Consider the following 18280-nt stretch of genomic DNA (forward strand, 5'->3'; position numbering starts at 1 on the left):
TTTTTAGTTTCTAGCAACACTGTTCATACTAACGACTAGTTACCGTTGTGAACAAAAGCGTGCTCATCAAACAAAGTCGTAACTATTTGTGATGAATCCAAGTTATCCAATGTGACTTGCTGACCAATATTTTCCAACAAGATATTTTGTTCCATACCAGTCCCCGTTCCAGCAGGACTGATAGTCAGTGTCACATCATCACCACTGACTGCTGCAGTGATATGGCTTAGTAAGTCATCCATATTGACGGTGCTCGAATTCAACTCAGGAAGCAAATCTCGCAAATCTAATTTATCGCCATCAGAGAAGCTAAAGTCAGTGATCGTATCGGTCGCACCTTGAGAGATTTCACGCCACACGAACGTATCCTCTCCCGTACCGCCAGTTAAGATATCTGAACCTAACCCGCCCTCTAAAGTGTCATTACCTGCACCACCATTAAGAACATCATCTGAATCACCACCAACCAATAAATCATTGCCACTACCCGCTGTCAGTTCGATACCAGTGTCGCCACCCAGCAACTCAACATCCTCAGTCGAACTCGATAAGTCAATATCATTACTATCATTGGTGACAGCCACATTAAGTGAAATGGATGCTGATGAAGCGGTGCTGTTGTCATCTTCCTCAGAGACAGCGGTCAAAGTAATGTTATTGCTTCCCTCAGGTAAATTTTTCACCACTAAGGAATCAATCTCAGCCGCTGGAATCGTCCAGACACCATTGTCCGGTGTGATGACTCCATTTGCTGTTTCAACAACAGTACCCGCAGGCAAGTTGGTCAAATCTAAGGTTAATAGTTCATTCACATCCGTTAATGCTGCCATGATCCCCACTAGCGCAATCCCACTATTACTAGCACTTTGGCTCGCTGTGACGTTGCGAATGTAATTAAATTGAGGGTCGATGCTCAGCGTCGGAGCATTCGCAACAGGTGTAACCGTAATATTGGCGGTTTTTTCCGTCGGTAATACAATACCAGATGGATTACCTGAGTCTGTCGCTAAAATGGTGAGTTCAATATCACTATCAGGGGCAAAGCTCGCATCAACAAAGACGCCTGAACCTGCTGATGGTGAATCTAATAAAGCATTCAGTTCACCAATAGTGCCAATAAGGGTGATGCTTGAATCTGTATTTTGCGTCACACTCACCGTTGATCCCGCTGGCAACTGTACGCTTAGAATCCCGTAATCAACACTCAAAGTCATCGACATCGGATCATTCGCGTATTGGTCAACGTAATCAACATCGCTAACTTGGATACCACTGATTAATTGGTTTGCTGCTTCATCAATAGTTGACACTAATCCATCAATATCCAAATCAGGTGCATCATTTTTCCCAACGACATCTAAGCTAATGGTGCCAGTATCTTGCTTAAAGTCATTAGTACCATTGGTCGTTCCGTTATCTTCAATCACATAACTAATTGTCACTTCACCATTGAAGTCCAATTTAGGCTGGAATATCCACGAGCCAGCACCATTAGGAACAATCGTTCCTTGTTCAGCAGGAACGGTAACACTCATAACCGTTAAATCATGACCTTCAATATCACTGCTAGCATTGATCAATTGCGATGCGCTTATGATGACAGAGGTATCTTCCTCTATTGAACCAAAATCGAGATCGGCGGCAACTGGGGCATCATTCACTTCAGTGACATTAATGACAAACTCAGCACTATTGGTGTTGTCTGTATTTGGATTAGCTGGATCAACCGCACCATTATTACCATTATCATTGACAGTCGCAGAGACTTTCACACCATCGGTATCAATCAGATTATTGCTATTCAATGGTGGCGTATACTGCACCAAGTTTTGCTCAAGTGCTTGATTGATATTGGTTACCGTTCCTTGAATCACAATTTGCTGGGTCGATGGGTCAAGACTAACAGTCAGGTTGAACGCGGTTGCAACACTATCAATAAACGTCATTGAACCGCTGTCAACTGACAAGGTCAGCGTGTACGATGCCGCCGGGTTATCGAGACTAGAATCAATATCACTGATGGTAAAACCTTTAATCGCCACCACGGTATCTTCTGAAGTCTCTAGATTTGCAATGTTATTAAATTCCGGACGATCATTAATCGCTTCAACATCTACAGCAACGTCGAAAATTTGGTTTACCGTTGGCCCGAGGTATTCATTACCGTCGCTATCTTTGTCTACCGATTGAACAGTGATCTTAAGGCTATCTTGGCTCCAAGTATCTTTATTCTGCTCACCAGAATTAAAGACAATTTTGTCCAACTCTTGACCATCGACACGTAATTGCCAGACACCACCACCTAAGTTAGTACCCGCTGTTGTTCCATCAGGGAAGAAGATGCTTGCGCCATCAGGCACGTTTTCAACCGTGATCAACAAGGTTTCCGGCTGGTCTTGAGTATTGTCGGCAGGCAACAGATCGACTTTATCGACAATATTGGCATCGATTTTAATATCGATGTTCTCACCCTCTTTACCCGTCACCGCATCCGTCGGATCAACGTCGACGATATCACCGACCGGTTTAACTTCTACGGTAAAGCTACCTTTAAACTCGTCAGGCTGACCCAGTAGTTTTTCTTGAGTGAATACCGTTACACCAATATCGACTTTGCCACTAAAATGTTCTGGTGGACGAATCGTCACATTCGAAAGATCTATGGATGTCACGTTCGGATTAACCAGTTGAATCACCCACTCACCGCCGCCACTGTTTTTAATAACGTAATCATCAGAAGTACTGTTGATTAAGAAATTATCTGGAACACCGGTGAGTTTTGCAGATAAGAACTGCTCAGAACCATCGTTATCAATCAGCGAAATTTTCAGACCAGTTCCATTTTCTTGCAAGGCAATATCGGTATCTTCTTGGCCGACAACCATACCAACCATCGGAATATTTGCATCGTTTGGTGGCACTATTTGATCGCCAATTTGGATAGAGTCCAATACAGGTGTAATCTCAAACGATACTGTTTGAGTTACGGTCTTCTCTACGCCCTCATTGGTTATCTGTGTTGTTCCTGTGGTGTCAAAGTCCGTTTTATCAACGATGGTAGTCGAAACTTCTAATTCAACCTTATTGATATCATTACCCGTTGGATAATTCTCTTTAGGCATAAAGAAAATTTGGTCTAATGCAGCAGCGATAACAGCAGGGTCACTCGATGCAATGGTAAATTCGCTCGAATCTGGAGTAATCGGATTACCGTTAATATCGACAAACTCTCCAAGTGTCGAATCGGCTAACTTAATCACGACTGCCGTAATGGTTTCCTGACCTTGAGTTGGCGTATTGCGAGAGTCAGCAAATGCGACATCCAAATTAATCTTAATTAGGTTGTCTTCTAGTGCCTTATCATCTTCAACTGCACCAGAACCGACAGCAACAGAATCAACACTGACATTAATCTCTGGTGTGACATTGTTATCTTCAGGTTGCGCGACACCGCCATCGCTAGTTGGCACATCCACTAAAGGTGAAACGGCTATTGGCACTTGCATTTCCAATACATTTTCGTCCCCTGACGCGGAGTCAGTAGTGACAAATGTAATCGGTAGAATAAAGTCACCGGCGTAATCTTTCGGCAATATAAACTCTAAGCCATCTGGGATGACAATATTGCCATCACTATCAATGGTGCCTTTGAAAATATACAGATTATTCGCAAAGTCATATTCCGCGCCATTGATGACAAGTCCATTGGCTTCGGCAGGGATTTTAGTTGGGTCAATCACAATCGTCAGTTGATCAGAAACCCCATCAGCACTGCTGCCTGTCCCTGTATCTGGTAGCGCAGATACAGCTATCAATTTGCTGATCTGGCTGCTCACGTCAACGGCATTATCTTCCGTTCCGATCACGATGGCTTCTGGTGTGGTAATTTCTTCTAACTTAGCCGCCACACTGTCGTTGCCAGAAATTGACGATGGGAATTGTAGAGTCAAGTCGGTTGTGACTTTAGTCAGTGGACTGCCCTCATTCTCATCGCCCAAATCTTCCACTTCCGCGACAATTTCAATCTGAATCTGGCTATTCGGACCTGTTTGATTGTCGTATTGAAGTCCGTTAGGCGCCGAAATACTAAAGTTCTGCTCGTCCAAAATTGTCCAAGAACCATCACCATTGTTGACAGCCCCACTAACAAACAGTTGATCGAGCACGGTCTGCGCATCTTCTCCATCTGGAATGATGAAACGAATAACAATTTCTTTCACCTGTTCGACAGAGCTTGGATCAAGATCATCAAATATAATGACGTTCGCATCGCTTTTGCCACCAGTTGCACTATTAATAGAGAAGTTAATAAAGCCATCTGGGTCTTTATTTATATCGCCATCAGTGACTAGAGTAACCGGTTGACCATTGTCTCCAATCACACTCAAGGTGCCATCAGGTTCTACTGTTGGAATAATTTCAACGTTAATCTCACCTGCTACTTTCGCTGTAACAATCAAAGATGGATCATTGTCATCAACTTCTTCGATGGTTAATTCTGATTTAATTGTAAAATCGGTACTCGAGTCTTCTGGCGGTCTAAAGTCCACCACTGGCGTTGGCGTATTAGCCGTCAGGCCATCAATTTCCAGTTTCCCGCCATCAAATTTAACGGTTAAACCATCAATGTCGACTTCACTTGGATCAGCAAGAATTTGACCATTAACTCGCACTGTCGAACCTGTCGGGAACCCTGTCAGCTCAACATTAGTTACGTATTCGAAATCGCGCCCATTGATACTTGGGGTGCTATCTGGCGACTCCGCATTTGGCAAGGTCCAAGGGAGCGTAATATAAACATCATCCCCTTGTGCATTGACTGGGTCTTCGCTGCCCGTGACCGTGCGCTGATAAGCTTTATCATCAAGACCTGCGTCAATAACAGGGACAACATTAACTTTTAGCACGCCCTCAACTTGACGCACGTGGCCATCATTTTCTGTTACGACGACCGTTGCCCCAATTTCCAGATCTTCAGTTGAGTATGCTGGTGGCTTAATGGTGATACCCGCGGGGTATTCAGATTGGGCAATATTGGCTTGGTATATTGGACCAGAGCCATCACTTGCTTCCCCGACATACACTAAGTCGATAGTGCCGCCGTTGGCATCAAATAATTCAACCCCATCTGGGATGTTCGACAACAAAACAGAAACCGTTTCCGAGTTATCGGCTACGCCATCTGATAATTCTCCAGAAAATACTACAAATGAAATATTCGCTTCAGTACTCTCATTAATGGTAATTTGTGCACCAACACGCCCAGTTCCATCATCATACTGATACCAAGTATCCAGTGCTGCACCAGTATCCGGCACATCCGGAACATCTGGGATATAAGGGATGTCAGCAACACCTTTCACTGTCACATTAACTGTTTTTTCGCCTAACGAGACCACATCAGAAATTTCACTACCGCCTTCTATAACGGTTTCGCCTCCCACAATCGCTTTATCTTCAACGAAGCCTTCGACGCTGAAGCTAAAATTGTCATTGCTGTGCAGTGGTGGCTGAATTTCAACAAATTCCAGTGCCTCTTCTGGCACTCGATAAATGGTGTTACCCCCTTCGGTAATCACCTCAATTTGGCTATCTCCAGGTCCAACCCAACGCACTTCAACCCCAGTTGCGGTAAAGTTAGATAGCTCAACATATAGGGACTCTGAGCCATCTAAATCTGGAGACGGTGACATGCTGATCACTTCATTCAGAGTAAACGGATCATGCTCAAGATCTGGGTTCACCGTATCTTGATTCAGTGCGTTGTCTTCAAAGATCGTAATTCGATTGACGCTGAAACGACCCAAATCGCCTTGAGGTTCAACATCAATAATGATCTCTTTTGGCTCAGAACGAGCAACCTCTTTACCTACGAGAGCGTTGTCTTGTTCAGTCGTAATCGCGGTGGCGATAAATTTAATATGGCCAGAGAAATGCTCAATCGGATCAACTTGAATGGTATTAATCTGATCAGCAGAAATGATGTAGATACCTGGAGACGTTTCTGCAATCTCATTTCCATCGGCATCACGCAGCACAAACTGTCCCTCGCCAGACTCAATGGCAAGTTCATAGGTGATCACTTCTGGTGTTGAACCATCTTGCGTAACAGCATCCAAGGTTAAGGTTGCATTATCTGCATCTTCAACAATGGTGTACTGGTAAGTACTTGCATCATCATTCCATGTGGCAATATCTGCGACACTCTCGATTTCAATGCTGAGTGTTCCATCCACGGTATGATCCGCGCTCCCCCCATTGAGAATTTGCACCTCGATATCAGCAGTAATTCCCGCATCGGATGTCGCGGTATTTCTATCAGGCACAAAGAACAAGTTATTAATCGTCGAGATACCACTATCTTCTGGCCCCCCCGCTTCACTTGCATATTTGGCGATGATTTGCTTAACCTGAGCTGCTGATAAAACAAAATTGCCATTGCTGTCCGTAGCCAGAGCGACGTACTCACCGGCATTATTTAAATAATAGAATGTGCCTTGATGATCGCCCGCCTTGATGGTGATATCACCGACCATTTCATCGTTATCTAAATCATAAAGATCAATCTGTAAGTTTACTTGCGTCGGCGTTACTGGCAGTGACGATTGGTTATCTTGAGCATTATTTCTATCAATAGGATCAGCAAACGGAACACTCGGATCACGCCCGGCATCTTCAAATGACGTGACGGTAGACACCTTAATGTCCGCATTTCTATCATGGATTGTAATGGTTAGCTGTTCGGTTGAGGTATCGTCATCTTTATCTTTACCAGTAAAGTTCACCACAAAAGTAAAGCCATCTGACTCTTGTTTAAGATCATCGACTGGGGTGAATCGAACCCGGCCACTACTTTGCACCTGCATGGTACCAAGTTCAATGTAAGCAGTTACTCCGGCGGTAGTTACTGCTTCATAAACCGTAAAGTTAGGCGTGTTACCGCTCATGGCATAAGTATCGGAAAAACTTCCATCAGGCAATTCAAATACAATCTGCCCATTCGCTGTATCGCTACCCTCAAGTTCAACAATACTTGCACCATCAGCACCTTGACGACGGAACATCCCCGTTTGAACTCGGTCTCCATCTTCAGTCACAGTAAAACTACGATCGCGCAATAACGGGATATCATCGACGATATTAATCGGCAAATTAATCGTGGTAGTTTGATCAGAATCGGCATCAACCGCCTTGATGCTAAACGTTAATGTGTCGGTGTTTTCACCTTGAATTGGCAGGTGATCGATCGCTTTTTGTAACTCAAAACGATAAGTGTTGCTGGTTGCATCAAGCGTTAAAGTAAAAACAGAAACCTGATTTGGCCCTGGATTGATGACAGCGGTGTAAATGATTTGTTCACCGTTGACGATAGGATCGGCCCATTCAACGTTTTGTCCACCTGAAGTTAGTCCATCAATCACGGTTAAGGTATTGTCCAGTTCGAACTTAACAATACCATCCGCCCCCTCAACCACATCAAAACTGCCGTTTACGGATGGGAAGACATCTTGATTGGCTCGGATATCATCTTCGTCAACCGTGGTACTTCCAGTGAAACCAGTCAATTTAGGGATATCATCAACAATGGTGAACGGTAGGCGAACTGACGAGGTTTCATCCAAATCGACATCGGTTCCTTTGATATCAAAGTTCAGCGTTTTACTGTTTTCGCCATCCGCTGGCGCATGATCAATAGGACGAACTAAGTCAAAACGATAACTATTGTCTGACGCATTTAACGTCAGTGTAAATACGGTTTCTTGGCCATTACTCGTCACTGCGGTATACACCAATTGTTCACCGTTAACGACTGGACTATCGGTTGTCCAAACCACATCTTGACCCGCAGATGTAAGATTATCTAATGCTGTATCTTGATTAGTTAGCTCAAACTTAACGATGCCATCCGCGCCCTCTACGACGGTAAAGGTGCCAGAGACAAAAGGAACTTGTGTACCATCAGAGCCCTGTGTATCGCCAATCGTAACGATGTCATCTTCGTCGACCTGAGTATTCCCCTGATAACCGCTAAGCACGGGTTTATCATCTGAGATGGTCACAGGTAGATTAATCTTACTGATATCACCGTCTGCATCGGTGGCAACAATGGAGAAAATGAGCTGCTCACTATCACTATTGGATTCGTGATCAATCGGGCCTTTCAATTCAAATGTGTAACTGCCATCAGGACGAACGATTAAAACAAAGACTTCACCAAGAGAGGTCGACGCAGTGTAAGTGTATTCACCGGTATTTGGCCCTTGCGTTTCAACCAATGTGATTGCTTGGCCTTGTGATGTTAAACCATCAATAGGATCGGTACCGCCTTCTAAGCGATAACTCACTACACCATCAGCACCTTGAATGGTGCCAAAGTTGCCATCTTTACTTAATTCTCCCGCTTGAGGAGAAGAACCTAAAGTCAGATCATCTTCATTGAAAGACAAAGGATCTACGGTATTGATCTGCGGAATGTCATCAATCACAGTGATCGGTAAATCAATCGGAGCACTGACATCATTATCCGAATCTGTTGCGGTTACAGTGAAATTAATGAGTTTAGTATTGTCACCTTGAACATCGGCATGATCGATAGGGCGAATTAAATCGAATCGGTAGCTGTTGTCCGTTGCATCAAGTGTTAGCGTAAATACCGTTAGGCCTCCCGGCTGGGTAATAGCGGTATAAACTCGTTGCTCGCCATTGCTCACTGGGCTTTCGTTGGTCCAAACCAGTTGCTGACCACCAGAGGTTAACCCCGTCAATGCGGTTGCCTGATTACCTAGTTCAAAACTAACGATACGGTCTGCGCCCTCTGTCACGGTAAAGTTACCGTTGGCAAAAGGTGATTGCGTCCCATCTGAACCGACAACACCATCAATTAAAACAATGTCATCTTCGTTGACGCTTTGCTGTCCGGTTAAACCGGAAATTAGTGGAACATCGTCAACAATAGAGATTGGTAGATCAATCGTTGGTGTCTCATCCCCATCACCATCTACCGCTTTCACTTCAAAATTGAGGACTTGATTATTCTCACTTTGTGCATCGTCATGGGTAACAGGGCTGACTAATTCAAAGCGATAGCTGTTATCACTGGCATCAAATGTTAGGGTAAAGACAACATCAGCGCTGTTTTCAGTCACCGCTGTGTAAACATACTGCTCCCCAGTAATCACAGGACTCTCTGCGGTCCAAATTACAGATTGCTGATTGGAAACTAAACCATCGAGCACCGAGTCTTGGTTTGCAAGCTCAAAGCGAACAATACCATCTGCGCCTTCAGTGACATTAAAGTTGCCAGTAACAAACGGGTCTTGATTGCCATCTGAACCATCTTGGACAAGATCATCTTCATCAACCACGGTATTGCCACTAAAGCCAGCCAATACCGAGATATCATCGACTACCGTAATAGGTAAGGTAATCACGGAGGTAAGGTCACCATCAGCATCACTGGCTTGTACTTTAAAATCAATCGTAATGCTGTTTTGGTCATTACCTTGTTCGTGATCTAATGGACGAATTAAATCAAAGCGGTAACTGTTGTTGCTCGCATCTAGGGTAATGGTAAAGACACTGTCTTGACCATTACTTGTCACCGCGGTATAGACTAGCTGCTCACCCGTTATGACCGGACTATTACTGCTCCACTCCAACGTTTCATTGGCTGATGTTAATCCCACCAAGGCACTATTCGGATCAACCAAATCAAATTTCACAATACCGTCAGCACCTTCTGTAACCGTAAAGTTACCCTCAGCGAAAGGATCTTGGGTACCGTCCGAGCCAACCGTGTTACCAATTTGAGCAATATCATCTTCATCAACTTGCGTTGCGCCGCTAAAACCAGATAAAACAGGTACATCATCTACAATAGTGATCGGTAAAGTAATGGCTGAAGATTTGTCACCATCCGCATCAGTGGCAACAATACTCATATCAAGAACAATCGTGTTTTGCCCATCGGCTGTTGGGTGATCGACAGGACGAATCAAATCAAATTGATAACTGTTGTCTGTGGCATCTAAGGTGAAAGTAAATACGGTTTCTTGAGTGGTCGCATTAATAGCGGTATACACCAATTGTTCACCATTGATGACGGGGCTGTCTGTTGACCAAACCACATCAGCGCCAGCAGAGGTGAGCCCATCTAGAACTTCCGCTTGATTCTCAAGCTGGTATTCCACAATTCCATCAGCCCCTTCTACGACAGTAAAATTGCCGCCGATCGTTGCTGATTGAGTACCATCAGAACCCTCAGTGCTATTATTACCCTGAGCACTATTAACCTGAGCGATATCATCTTCATCAACTTGATTCTGGCCAGTAAACCCGGAAAGTGTCGGTACGTCATCAACCACCGTGATTGACACTTCTATGGAATTGGAAACATCCTGATCTTTATCTGTCGCTTCGACACTAAATGGAATGGTAATCTCATTTTCGCCATCCGCTTGACCATGATCTAACGGACGAATAAGGTCAAAGCGATAACTGTTATCACTGGCATCCAACGTCAAGGTAAAGACCGTTTCATTACCCGATGTGGTAACAGCGGTATAAACCAATTGCTCACCCGTTTCGACAGGACTATTGGTTGTCCAAATCAAGGCTTCTTTACCTGAACTTAGCCCATCAAGTACAGAATCTTGATTAGATAACGCTAACTTGATGACGCCATCTGCACCCTCTGTCACGACGAAATTACCGCTAGCAAATGATGCCTGGGTTCCATCAGAGCCTACGGTGTTACCTATCTGGGCAATATCATCTTCATCAACCCTTGTTACACCACTGATCCCAGTCAGGGTTGCAACATCATCGACAATGGTAATGGGCAGGCGAATAGAGGAGGTTTGATCTTGATCTTGATCTGTCGCTTTTATTTCAAAATCAATCACCGCTTGGTTTTCATCTTGTCCATCTAGATGGTCAATCGGGCGGATCAGCTCAAAGCGGTAGCTATTGTCATTCGCATCAAGCGTTAACGTAAATACATTTAGCCCGTTAGCAGAGACGGCGGTATAAACCAGTTGCTCACCATTGATCACAGGGCTATCTGATGTCCATGTTACCGCTTGGCCATTGGATGTGATCCCATTCAGCACTGAACTTTCATTCACCACTTCATATTTGACTATCCCATCAGCCCCTTCGGCTACTTCAAACAAGCCTGAAATGACCGCTGGTTGACTACCATCAGAGCCTTGAGTATCCCCAATCTCGACAATATCATCTTCATCAACCACTAGAGTTCCTGATGAGCCCGTCAAGGTGGGTACATCGTCAACAATGCTTAATGGCAGAACTTTTGAAGAGGTATCTCCATCGAAATCGGTCGCAATAATTGTGAAATCAAAAGAGCGACTATCACTGTTTAGCGCGTGATCGATTGGACCTTGTAGGGTAAAGGTATAGCTGCCATCCGGTCGAACTAATAGGTTAAAAATAGCCTCTGAATCAGTTGAAGCCTGATAGCTGTAACTACCGTCTGCTAACTTGGTTTCTATTAAGCTCACCGAGTCCCCTTGAGAGGTCAGAGAGCCTAATGGATTAGTGCTGGTATCTAGTCGGTAACTCACCACACCATCAGCCCCTTGCGTCGTCGCAAAGCTACCACTGATCTGTGTTACACCACTTTGATCCGAACCGATTGGGGCTAAATCATTTTCTTCAAGTGATAACCCCGTTGCAGTATCAATAACGGGCACATCATCTTTGACATCGATAACAATATACGCAGCTTCCGCTTCTCCGGTTCCACCAGCAACCGCTGAGCGATCTCCATCGGTATCTACCGCATAAATAGGTAGTTTGATGGATGCACTTTCAGCTTGGGCACCGAAGTTATCGAGTTGCTCATATAAGTTGAACTGGTATTCACCCTGATTCGGTGTATCCAATGTAATGTCAAAAATAGTTACGCGACTACCGTTGAGTTCAATCACACCCTCATAAAAACGAGAGCCATTGGTGGTGCTGACTAATTCAAGTTGAACAATCTGTCCTTGCGACTGTATAGCCCCATCGGTGTTAAATTCATTAGGTTCTAATTCATAGTGATTGATTGCATCACTACCAACTTGGGTGGTCACCGAACCAGCACCTGATGTTAATGCGATGCCTTGATCGCTACCATCTTGAACGCCGGACTCATCGAGCGACAACCCAGTCACATCGGTAATAACAGGAATGTCTCCGTCACCGACTCGGATATTAATCACATTGGTGATGGTATCTTGGTCAAAATCAGTAATCGTAATCGGTAAAGCCAGCGTAACCGTATCATCACCAGAAGATTGCTCTAGAGGCAATTTCTGCTCAAATTGATAGTTCCCTTCTGTATCTAGGGTGATCCGCATTACTTCTTCGCCAGTTCCCTCAATGGAAACCAATAGCTCTGTGCCATCATTAGATAAAGTGACCGTAATCGGGTTGTTGTTACTTAATAGATTATCGAATTGCGCCAATGCAGCCTGATCAAAGCCGACCGATTGAAGAGCATCACTGCCTATTGTGACAAATGTTCCGTCGATCGTTGCTGTATCCGACTCGACATTAGTAATGGTGACTGGCTGAGCTTCTGGATTAACACCATCTTGCACGATGACATCAACATTAATGGGTAACTGAATTTCATTACCACCTAAATCAAATCCAGTCAGCTCAATATTAATTACAACTTGATCGTTATTTAATGAAACTAATCCGCCATTGATAGCAGCAAGATGATCAACCGGTTCAAACACGGTACTGGTGACTGTCATTTCGACGTCTTTACCGACTAATACGGTATCAATATCGATTCGGATAACTTCGCTACCATCGGCAAGTACACCAATAATGGTATTTTCAGCGCTATCGTAACTAAACGTCACCGTTTGACCACTAGAAGTAATGTCTGTATTTAATTCAGCAAGTAATGCAGTAATACCCGACTCTGTAGGAACAAAAGAGTCAGCATCAAGAGGAAGATCTCCCGCTAAGATAAGTGTGGAGTTTGATACAGTTTGAGGATAGGTATTTTGTGAAAGCGAACCTTCGGTTACGATTTCGCTAAGTGACTCACCACCATCGGCAAATCGGGTATAGCGTTGTTGATTAATAATGGATTGTTCATCGTTATTTTGCAGGCCTTTAGTCTCAAAAAAAGTACTCGCCAATGTTTGAGTATCATTGTATTCAATAGTAACAAAACCAGCATTTGCGGAACCTAAGTTTCCACCCGCTGCGGCCGCTTCTAGAGTTGCCGTAGGGTCGACACCATCTAAAATCGCTTGCTGAATAGCGTCAATGTCTGCTGCATCAAACGCTGCATTTTCAATCGCACTCGGGTCAACGGAAACCTGCCCTGAAAGCTCAGTCACCACGATGGTGTCATCGCCCGATACACAGGCGACACAATTTTCCACGACTTCAGTCACTTTCCCATGCTGCAATATGACAACATACGATTCATTACTGGAAAGCAGTATGTCCCCTTTCTGCAACGTATCTCCCGCAGCAAGCTTACGCGCTACGCCTGCAGGATTAACGGCAATGACATCACCGAAAACGTCCTCAACTTTCGTGGAATAACGTACAACTTCAACTTCCATCTATTCCCACCTTTACTATCAAATACCACAACACAAGCCAATTTTTACTTTTTGATACAAATTATTGTTATTAGAGTGAAAAAGTACCAGATTCCCTAACTTACAACAAAGAATTTACATTTTAAAGTGACAAAAGAATTAGTAATCTAAGTATAGACGTAAATTTGCCTGAACAATAAAACAAGTTTCATATGGTTTTCATACATATTCCACCAACTTTGTCACACTTTCCCCTCTCAAATTAGAGACACTATTTTGCATAGAAATGGCATTTTAGAGACTGAGTTTGAATATCGTGATGAAAGGTAAATATTTTTTCTATTTCGATTTATAGTGTAAAAAAACACCAAAGATCTCGATGTTATGAAATCACTGGAACCAAAAATCAATCGCCTTAATTCAACAACTAAGGAAATGTTTACACATCTACCTAACCTAGTCCCTGTTGTGATTATCTTCTTATTGGTGTTTTGTCTTTCTGCTTTACTGAATTTTTACCACACCCAAATCGCCGTCAAAAAAGATGGCAATGCGTCGATTGCAGAACTAGAAAACTATATAGAGAGTATCGCCTATGAATTGCACGAGTTGAGTCCTTATATCAGCTATCATTGCAATGACAGTGATAAACTCGGATTACGTAGCTATGTTTTTAATTCAGATATGCTTAAGGAAGCGGGGGTTTATTATCAAGGTGTTGTAACTTGTACCAGTAATGAAGGAAAAGCAAATATACCTCTATATCCCCCTCTTCTATCTCGTTTAGCAAACACGTCGAATAAAGTGACGATTTCCTTATCTCAATCGAAAAGCGGCTTTACAGCATTTTTCATATACGCTTCAACTGGTGAACGTTCAGGGTTAAACGCTTTGTTGCCTCCCTCTGATTTTTTAGAAACCGTTATCCCTAAGCTTCAAGAAAGGCGTTATGGCTATAGTTTCAAGGTACTGAGTGAACACATATACAGCGACAATATATACAATGGCAATAATCGTTTAAAAGAGCCAAAGTCAATATTGTATTTTTCATCACAACGCTATCCACTTTCTCTGACTCTTTATATTAACAATGAATCTTACCTGTTCTATTTTGTACAACATATTTGGCAAACGATCTTAATCGCATGTGTACTTTCTGTTTTTTACCTACTCATTCGTTATCAAATGCTCGCCAAACGTTCTATTGAATTTTCTCTGATCAACGCAATTAAACACGATCGAATTGAAATGTATTTACAACCCATTGTGGATATCACCACAGAACGTGTTGTAGGAAGTGAAGCTCTGCTTCGTTGGAATCACCCGAGTCAAGGACAGATTTCTCCAGACATTTTTATTCCATTGGCAGAGAAGCTCGGCGTCATAGGGGATGTCACGAAACAAACATTTTCAACATTGACGCAGTTCCTACATGCTAACCCAACCTACACCGAAAATCATTATATTAGTGTAAACCTAAGCCGCAATTCTATTATTGATGCTAGCTTTATCCGTTATTTATACGACTACGCAGATTCCCACCCAGACATTGTGGGCAGCATATTGTTGGAAGTGACAGAGAATATCGATTTTAGTCAGGTCGAATTAGATTCCGCTTTAGATAACTTAAAACTACTCAAACAACTCGGTTTTCAAATTGCTATCGACGATTTTGGCACTGGGTATTCGGGTCTCAACTTTATTCGCCTTCACTCTTTCCATGTCATGAAGATTGATCGTGTGTTTATTAAAAGCCTTCACTCGGAATCCACCATCACCCCAGTACTCGTTTCAATGATCCACTTGGCTAATGAGTTAAAGATGAAAGTCATTGCCGAGGGCGTTGAAACTCCCCAACAAATCGCGCAACTGCGAAAGCTAGGTGTACGTTATATCCAAGGCTTCTATTATTCACATCCTATCAAGCCAGACGCATTCCTAGCTTATAGTGGGCAAACAAAAAAAGAAAAATCGTCCAAATGCTTATCTACTTAAACTAAAAACAGTTTAAAAAAAGCCAGCAAAGCTGACTTTCTCTCGTTAAATAGGGTTAATTAAATATACCCGTAATTACGCTACGCCATGGCCTTTAGATGCAACCCAAACTCGATACCACTGCTCTCGAGTAAGTTCCAAGCTTAATGCATTAACCGCAGTTTCAACACGTTTAATCTGACCAGAACCGATAATTGGCAGAGGGTTAGATGGGAGACGACGAACCCAAGCATAAATCACTTCATCGATGGTTTTAGCACCAATTTCTTTACGAATTAAATCCAGTTCTGCACGTACACGCTTCGCTTGCTCTGTTGCACCGGAGAAGATACTACCTCCCCCAAGACAAGACCATGCCATTGGGCGAACTCGTTGCATTTGCAATTGATCAAGAGTGCCATCATCCACCACATCAAAGTTCAATGGATTAATTTCGACTTGATTCGTGACTAGTGGTTTAGAGACTCGTGATTGAAGCAAATCAAACTGCCTAGGCGTGAAGTTTGAAACACCAAAGTGCTTCACTTTTCCTACTTTATGCAATTCTGAAAATGCTTCTGCCACTTCATCGGCGTTCATTAGTGCGTCAGGTCGATGAATCAGCAGTACATCAATTTGTTCAACACCTAATCGAGACAAGGAATTGTTCACCGATTCATAGATGTGTGCTGAACTCGTATCGTAATAATTAACTTTGCGTTTCGGGAACTTGTCAGTGCACAAATTGATATCACACTTGGTAACAATCTCAATTTGGCTGCGAATCGACGGATCGAGTTTTAATCCCTCACCAAATAGAGTTTCACACTCATAATTCCCGTATATATCCGCGTGATCGACCGTGGTAATGCCAAGGTCAATATGCTGTTTTAGAAATGTCAGACGTTGCTGTGGCGTCATATTCCATTCAGCCAAACGCCAATACCCTTGAACCAATTCCGACAAGTCCGGTCCTTGCTGGGCTATAGTCACTTTCGACACCATATCCGTCTACCTCTTAAGTTAACTGTCATTAGGCTAATCTTGTTCTTATGATTACTCAATGGAAATTTCATTCCGCATTAAGGAGTGTTACCAAACTCAAATCCTTACAACATGACACCCAAAATTGTGCTTAAAGTAGTGGTAAAAATAGTAATAGGCTGAACGTCATCAATAAAATAACTCGCAATAAAAAAGGCCCCGAGGGACCTTTAGTATGTGTAAATGATGAGCATTAGGATGATTAATTATCGCTGGCGACGAATTTTAACCGCATCGGCTAACTGACGTAAAACTCGCTCAGTATCTTCCCAACCAATACATGCATCTGTAATAGATTGCCCGTAAGTTAGCTCTTCACCCTCAATAAGATCTTGTCGACCTTCCACTAAGTGGGATTCAATCATTACACCAAAAATAGCGTCTTCGCCAGCCGCCATTTGAGCTGAAATATCCTCAGCCACGGTCATTTGACGCTGGTATTGTTTTGAACTGTTCGCATGACTAAAATCAACCATCACCTTTTGAGGTAACTTCGATGCTTCAAGCTGTTGTTTTATATCTGCAACATGGGCTGCACTATAATTTGGCTCTTTGCCACCACGTAAAATAAGGTGACAGTCTGGGTTGCCGCTCGTTTCAATAATAGCCGAATGACCAAACTTGGTTACCGATAAGAAATGGTGAGAAGCACTTGCAGAACGAATAGCATCTGTCGCAATTTTGATATTACCGTCAGTACCATTTTTAAAGCCTACCGGAGATGATAGGCCTGATGCTAATTCACGGTGAACTTGTGATTCTGTGGTACGCGCACCAATGGCTCCCCAACTGATCAAATCAGCGACGTATTGCGGCGTGATCATATCTAAGAATTCACTGGCCGTCGGAACCCCCATATCTGTCAGATCAAGCAATAGCTTACGAGCCATACGTAAACCATCGTTAATTTTAAAGGTGTCATTTAAATAAGGGTCATTAATCAGACCTTTCCAACCGACAGTAGTACGGGGCTTTTCAAAATAGACTCGCATGACAACTTCAAGATCTTCACCGAGTTCATCTCGCAAAACTTTCAATCGTTTTCCATACTCAATCGCCGCTTCAGGATCATGAATAGAGCACGGGCCAATGATGACTAATAGACGATCATCTTTCCCATTCAAAATATTAGAAATCGCTTCTCTTGAACGAAAAGTAGTTGAAGACGCCGTTTCAGTTGCAGGGAACTTCTCCAACACCGCTACAGGTGGGAGCAACTCTTTTACTTTACTAATTCTTACATCATCTGTCTGAAACATCGCTACATCTTCCTATCATTGTATTTGTTATGGATAAGGCTCATCTTCGTGAACTGCTATCCAATTTTTATGTCCTTTCCATGTAACTTATCTATCAACAGGATAACTTGCAAGCACTTATTTTGAGTAAAGGCAATAAACAACACCAAGTTTAAGTAATACCAAGCTGTAAATATTAATTTACATCGTTGCGAATTAGTTACACTCGACACGACATCATTAGTGATGAACACTAATAAATAATTAGTGCGCTTTTTGAACAGTAACATTGCAAAATACAAATCTCAGCGATAAAACCTAGATAAGCACTCAAAAACACAAGCAAAATAATAGCGGAGTGGTGAATTTAACAACAAAAATGATATTTACCCAAGTGACTTCAAGATGCTGGATTCAGAGGTCGAATATAACCCTCTACATGGT

The 18280-nt window shown here is 43.0% G+C and carries 4 protein-coding genes; 1 reads left to right on the top strand and 3 read right to left on the bottom strand.

Annotation, left to right across the window (positions count from 1 at the left end):
• Nucleotides 1-35: 35 nt before the first annotated feature.
• Nucleotides 36-13601: a retention module-containing protein gene (locus DZ860_RS11580; protein ID WP_120031415.1), complete on the bottom strand. Its 13566-nt coding sequence runs from the start codon at nucleotides 13599-13601 to the stop codon at nucleotides 36-38.
• 363 nt (nucleotides 13602-13964) lie between these two features.
• On the opposite strand from DZ860_RS11580, the gene DZ860_RS11585 reads away from it, so the two are divergent.
• Nucleotides 13965-15575: an EAL domain-containing protein gene (locus tag DZ860_RS11585; RefSeq protein WP_120031417.1), complete on the top strand. Its 1611-nt coding sequence runs from the start codon at nucleotides 13965-13967 to the stop codon at nucleotides 15573-15575.
• 75 nt (nucleotides 15576-15650) lie between these two features.
• Here DZ860_RS11585 and DZ860_RS11590 read toward each other — a convergent pair whose 3' ends face one another.
• Complete coding sequence (locus DZ860_RS11590) at nucleotides 15651-16559, bottom strand: aldo/keto reductase (protein WP_120031419.1); 909 nt, start codon at nucleotides 16557-16559, stop codon at nucleotides 15651-15653.
• A 245-nt stretch (nucleotides 16560-16804) separates the two neighbouring features.
• On the bottom strand, nucleotides 16805-17857 hold the full coding sequence (aroG, locus tag DZ860_RS11595) for a 3-deoxy-7-phosphoheptulonate synthase AroG (protein WP_120031421.1): 1053 nt from the start codon (nucleotides 17855-17857) through the stop codon (nucleotides 16805-16807).
• Between the last annotated feature and the right edge of the window lie 423 nt (nucleotides 17858-18280).

Origin of the sequence: Vibrio sinensis, from assembly GCF_003605645.1 — a bacterium.
Classification (GTDB): domain Bacteria; phylum Pseudomonadota; class Gammaproteobacteria; order Enterobacterales; family Vibrionaceae; genus Vibrio; species Vibrio sinensis.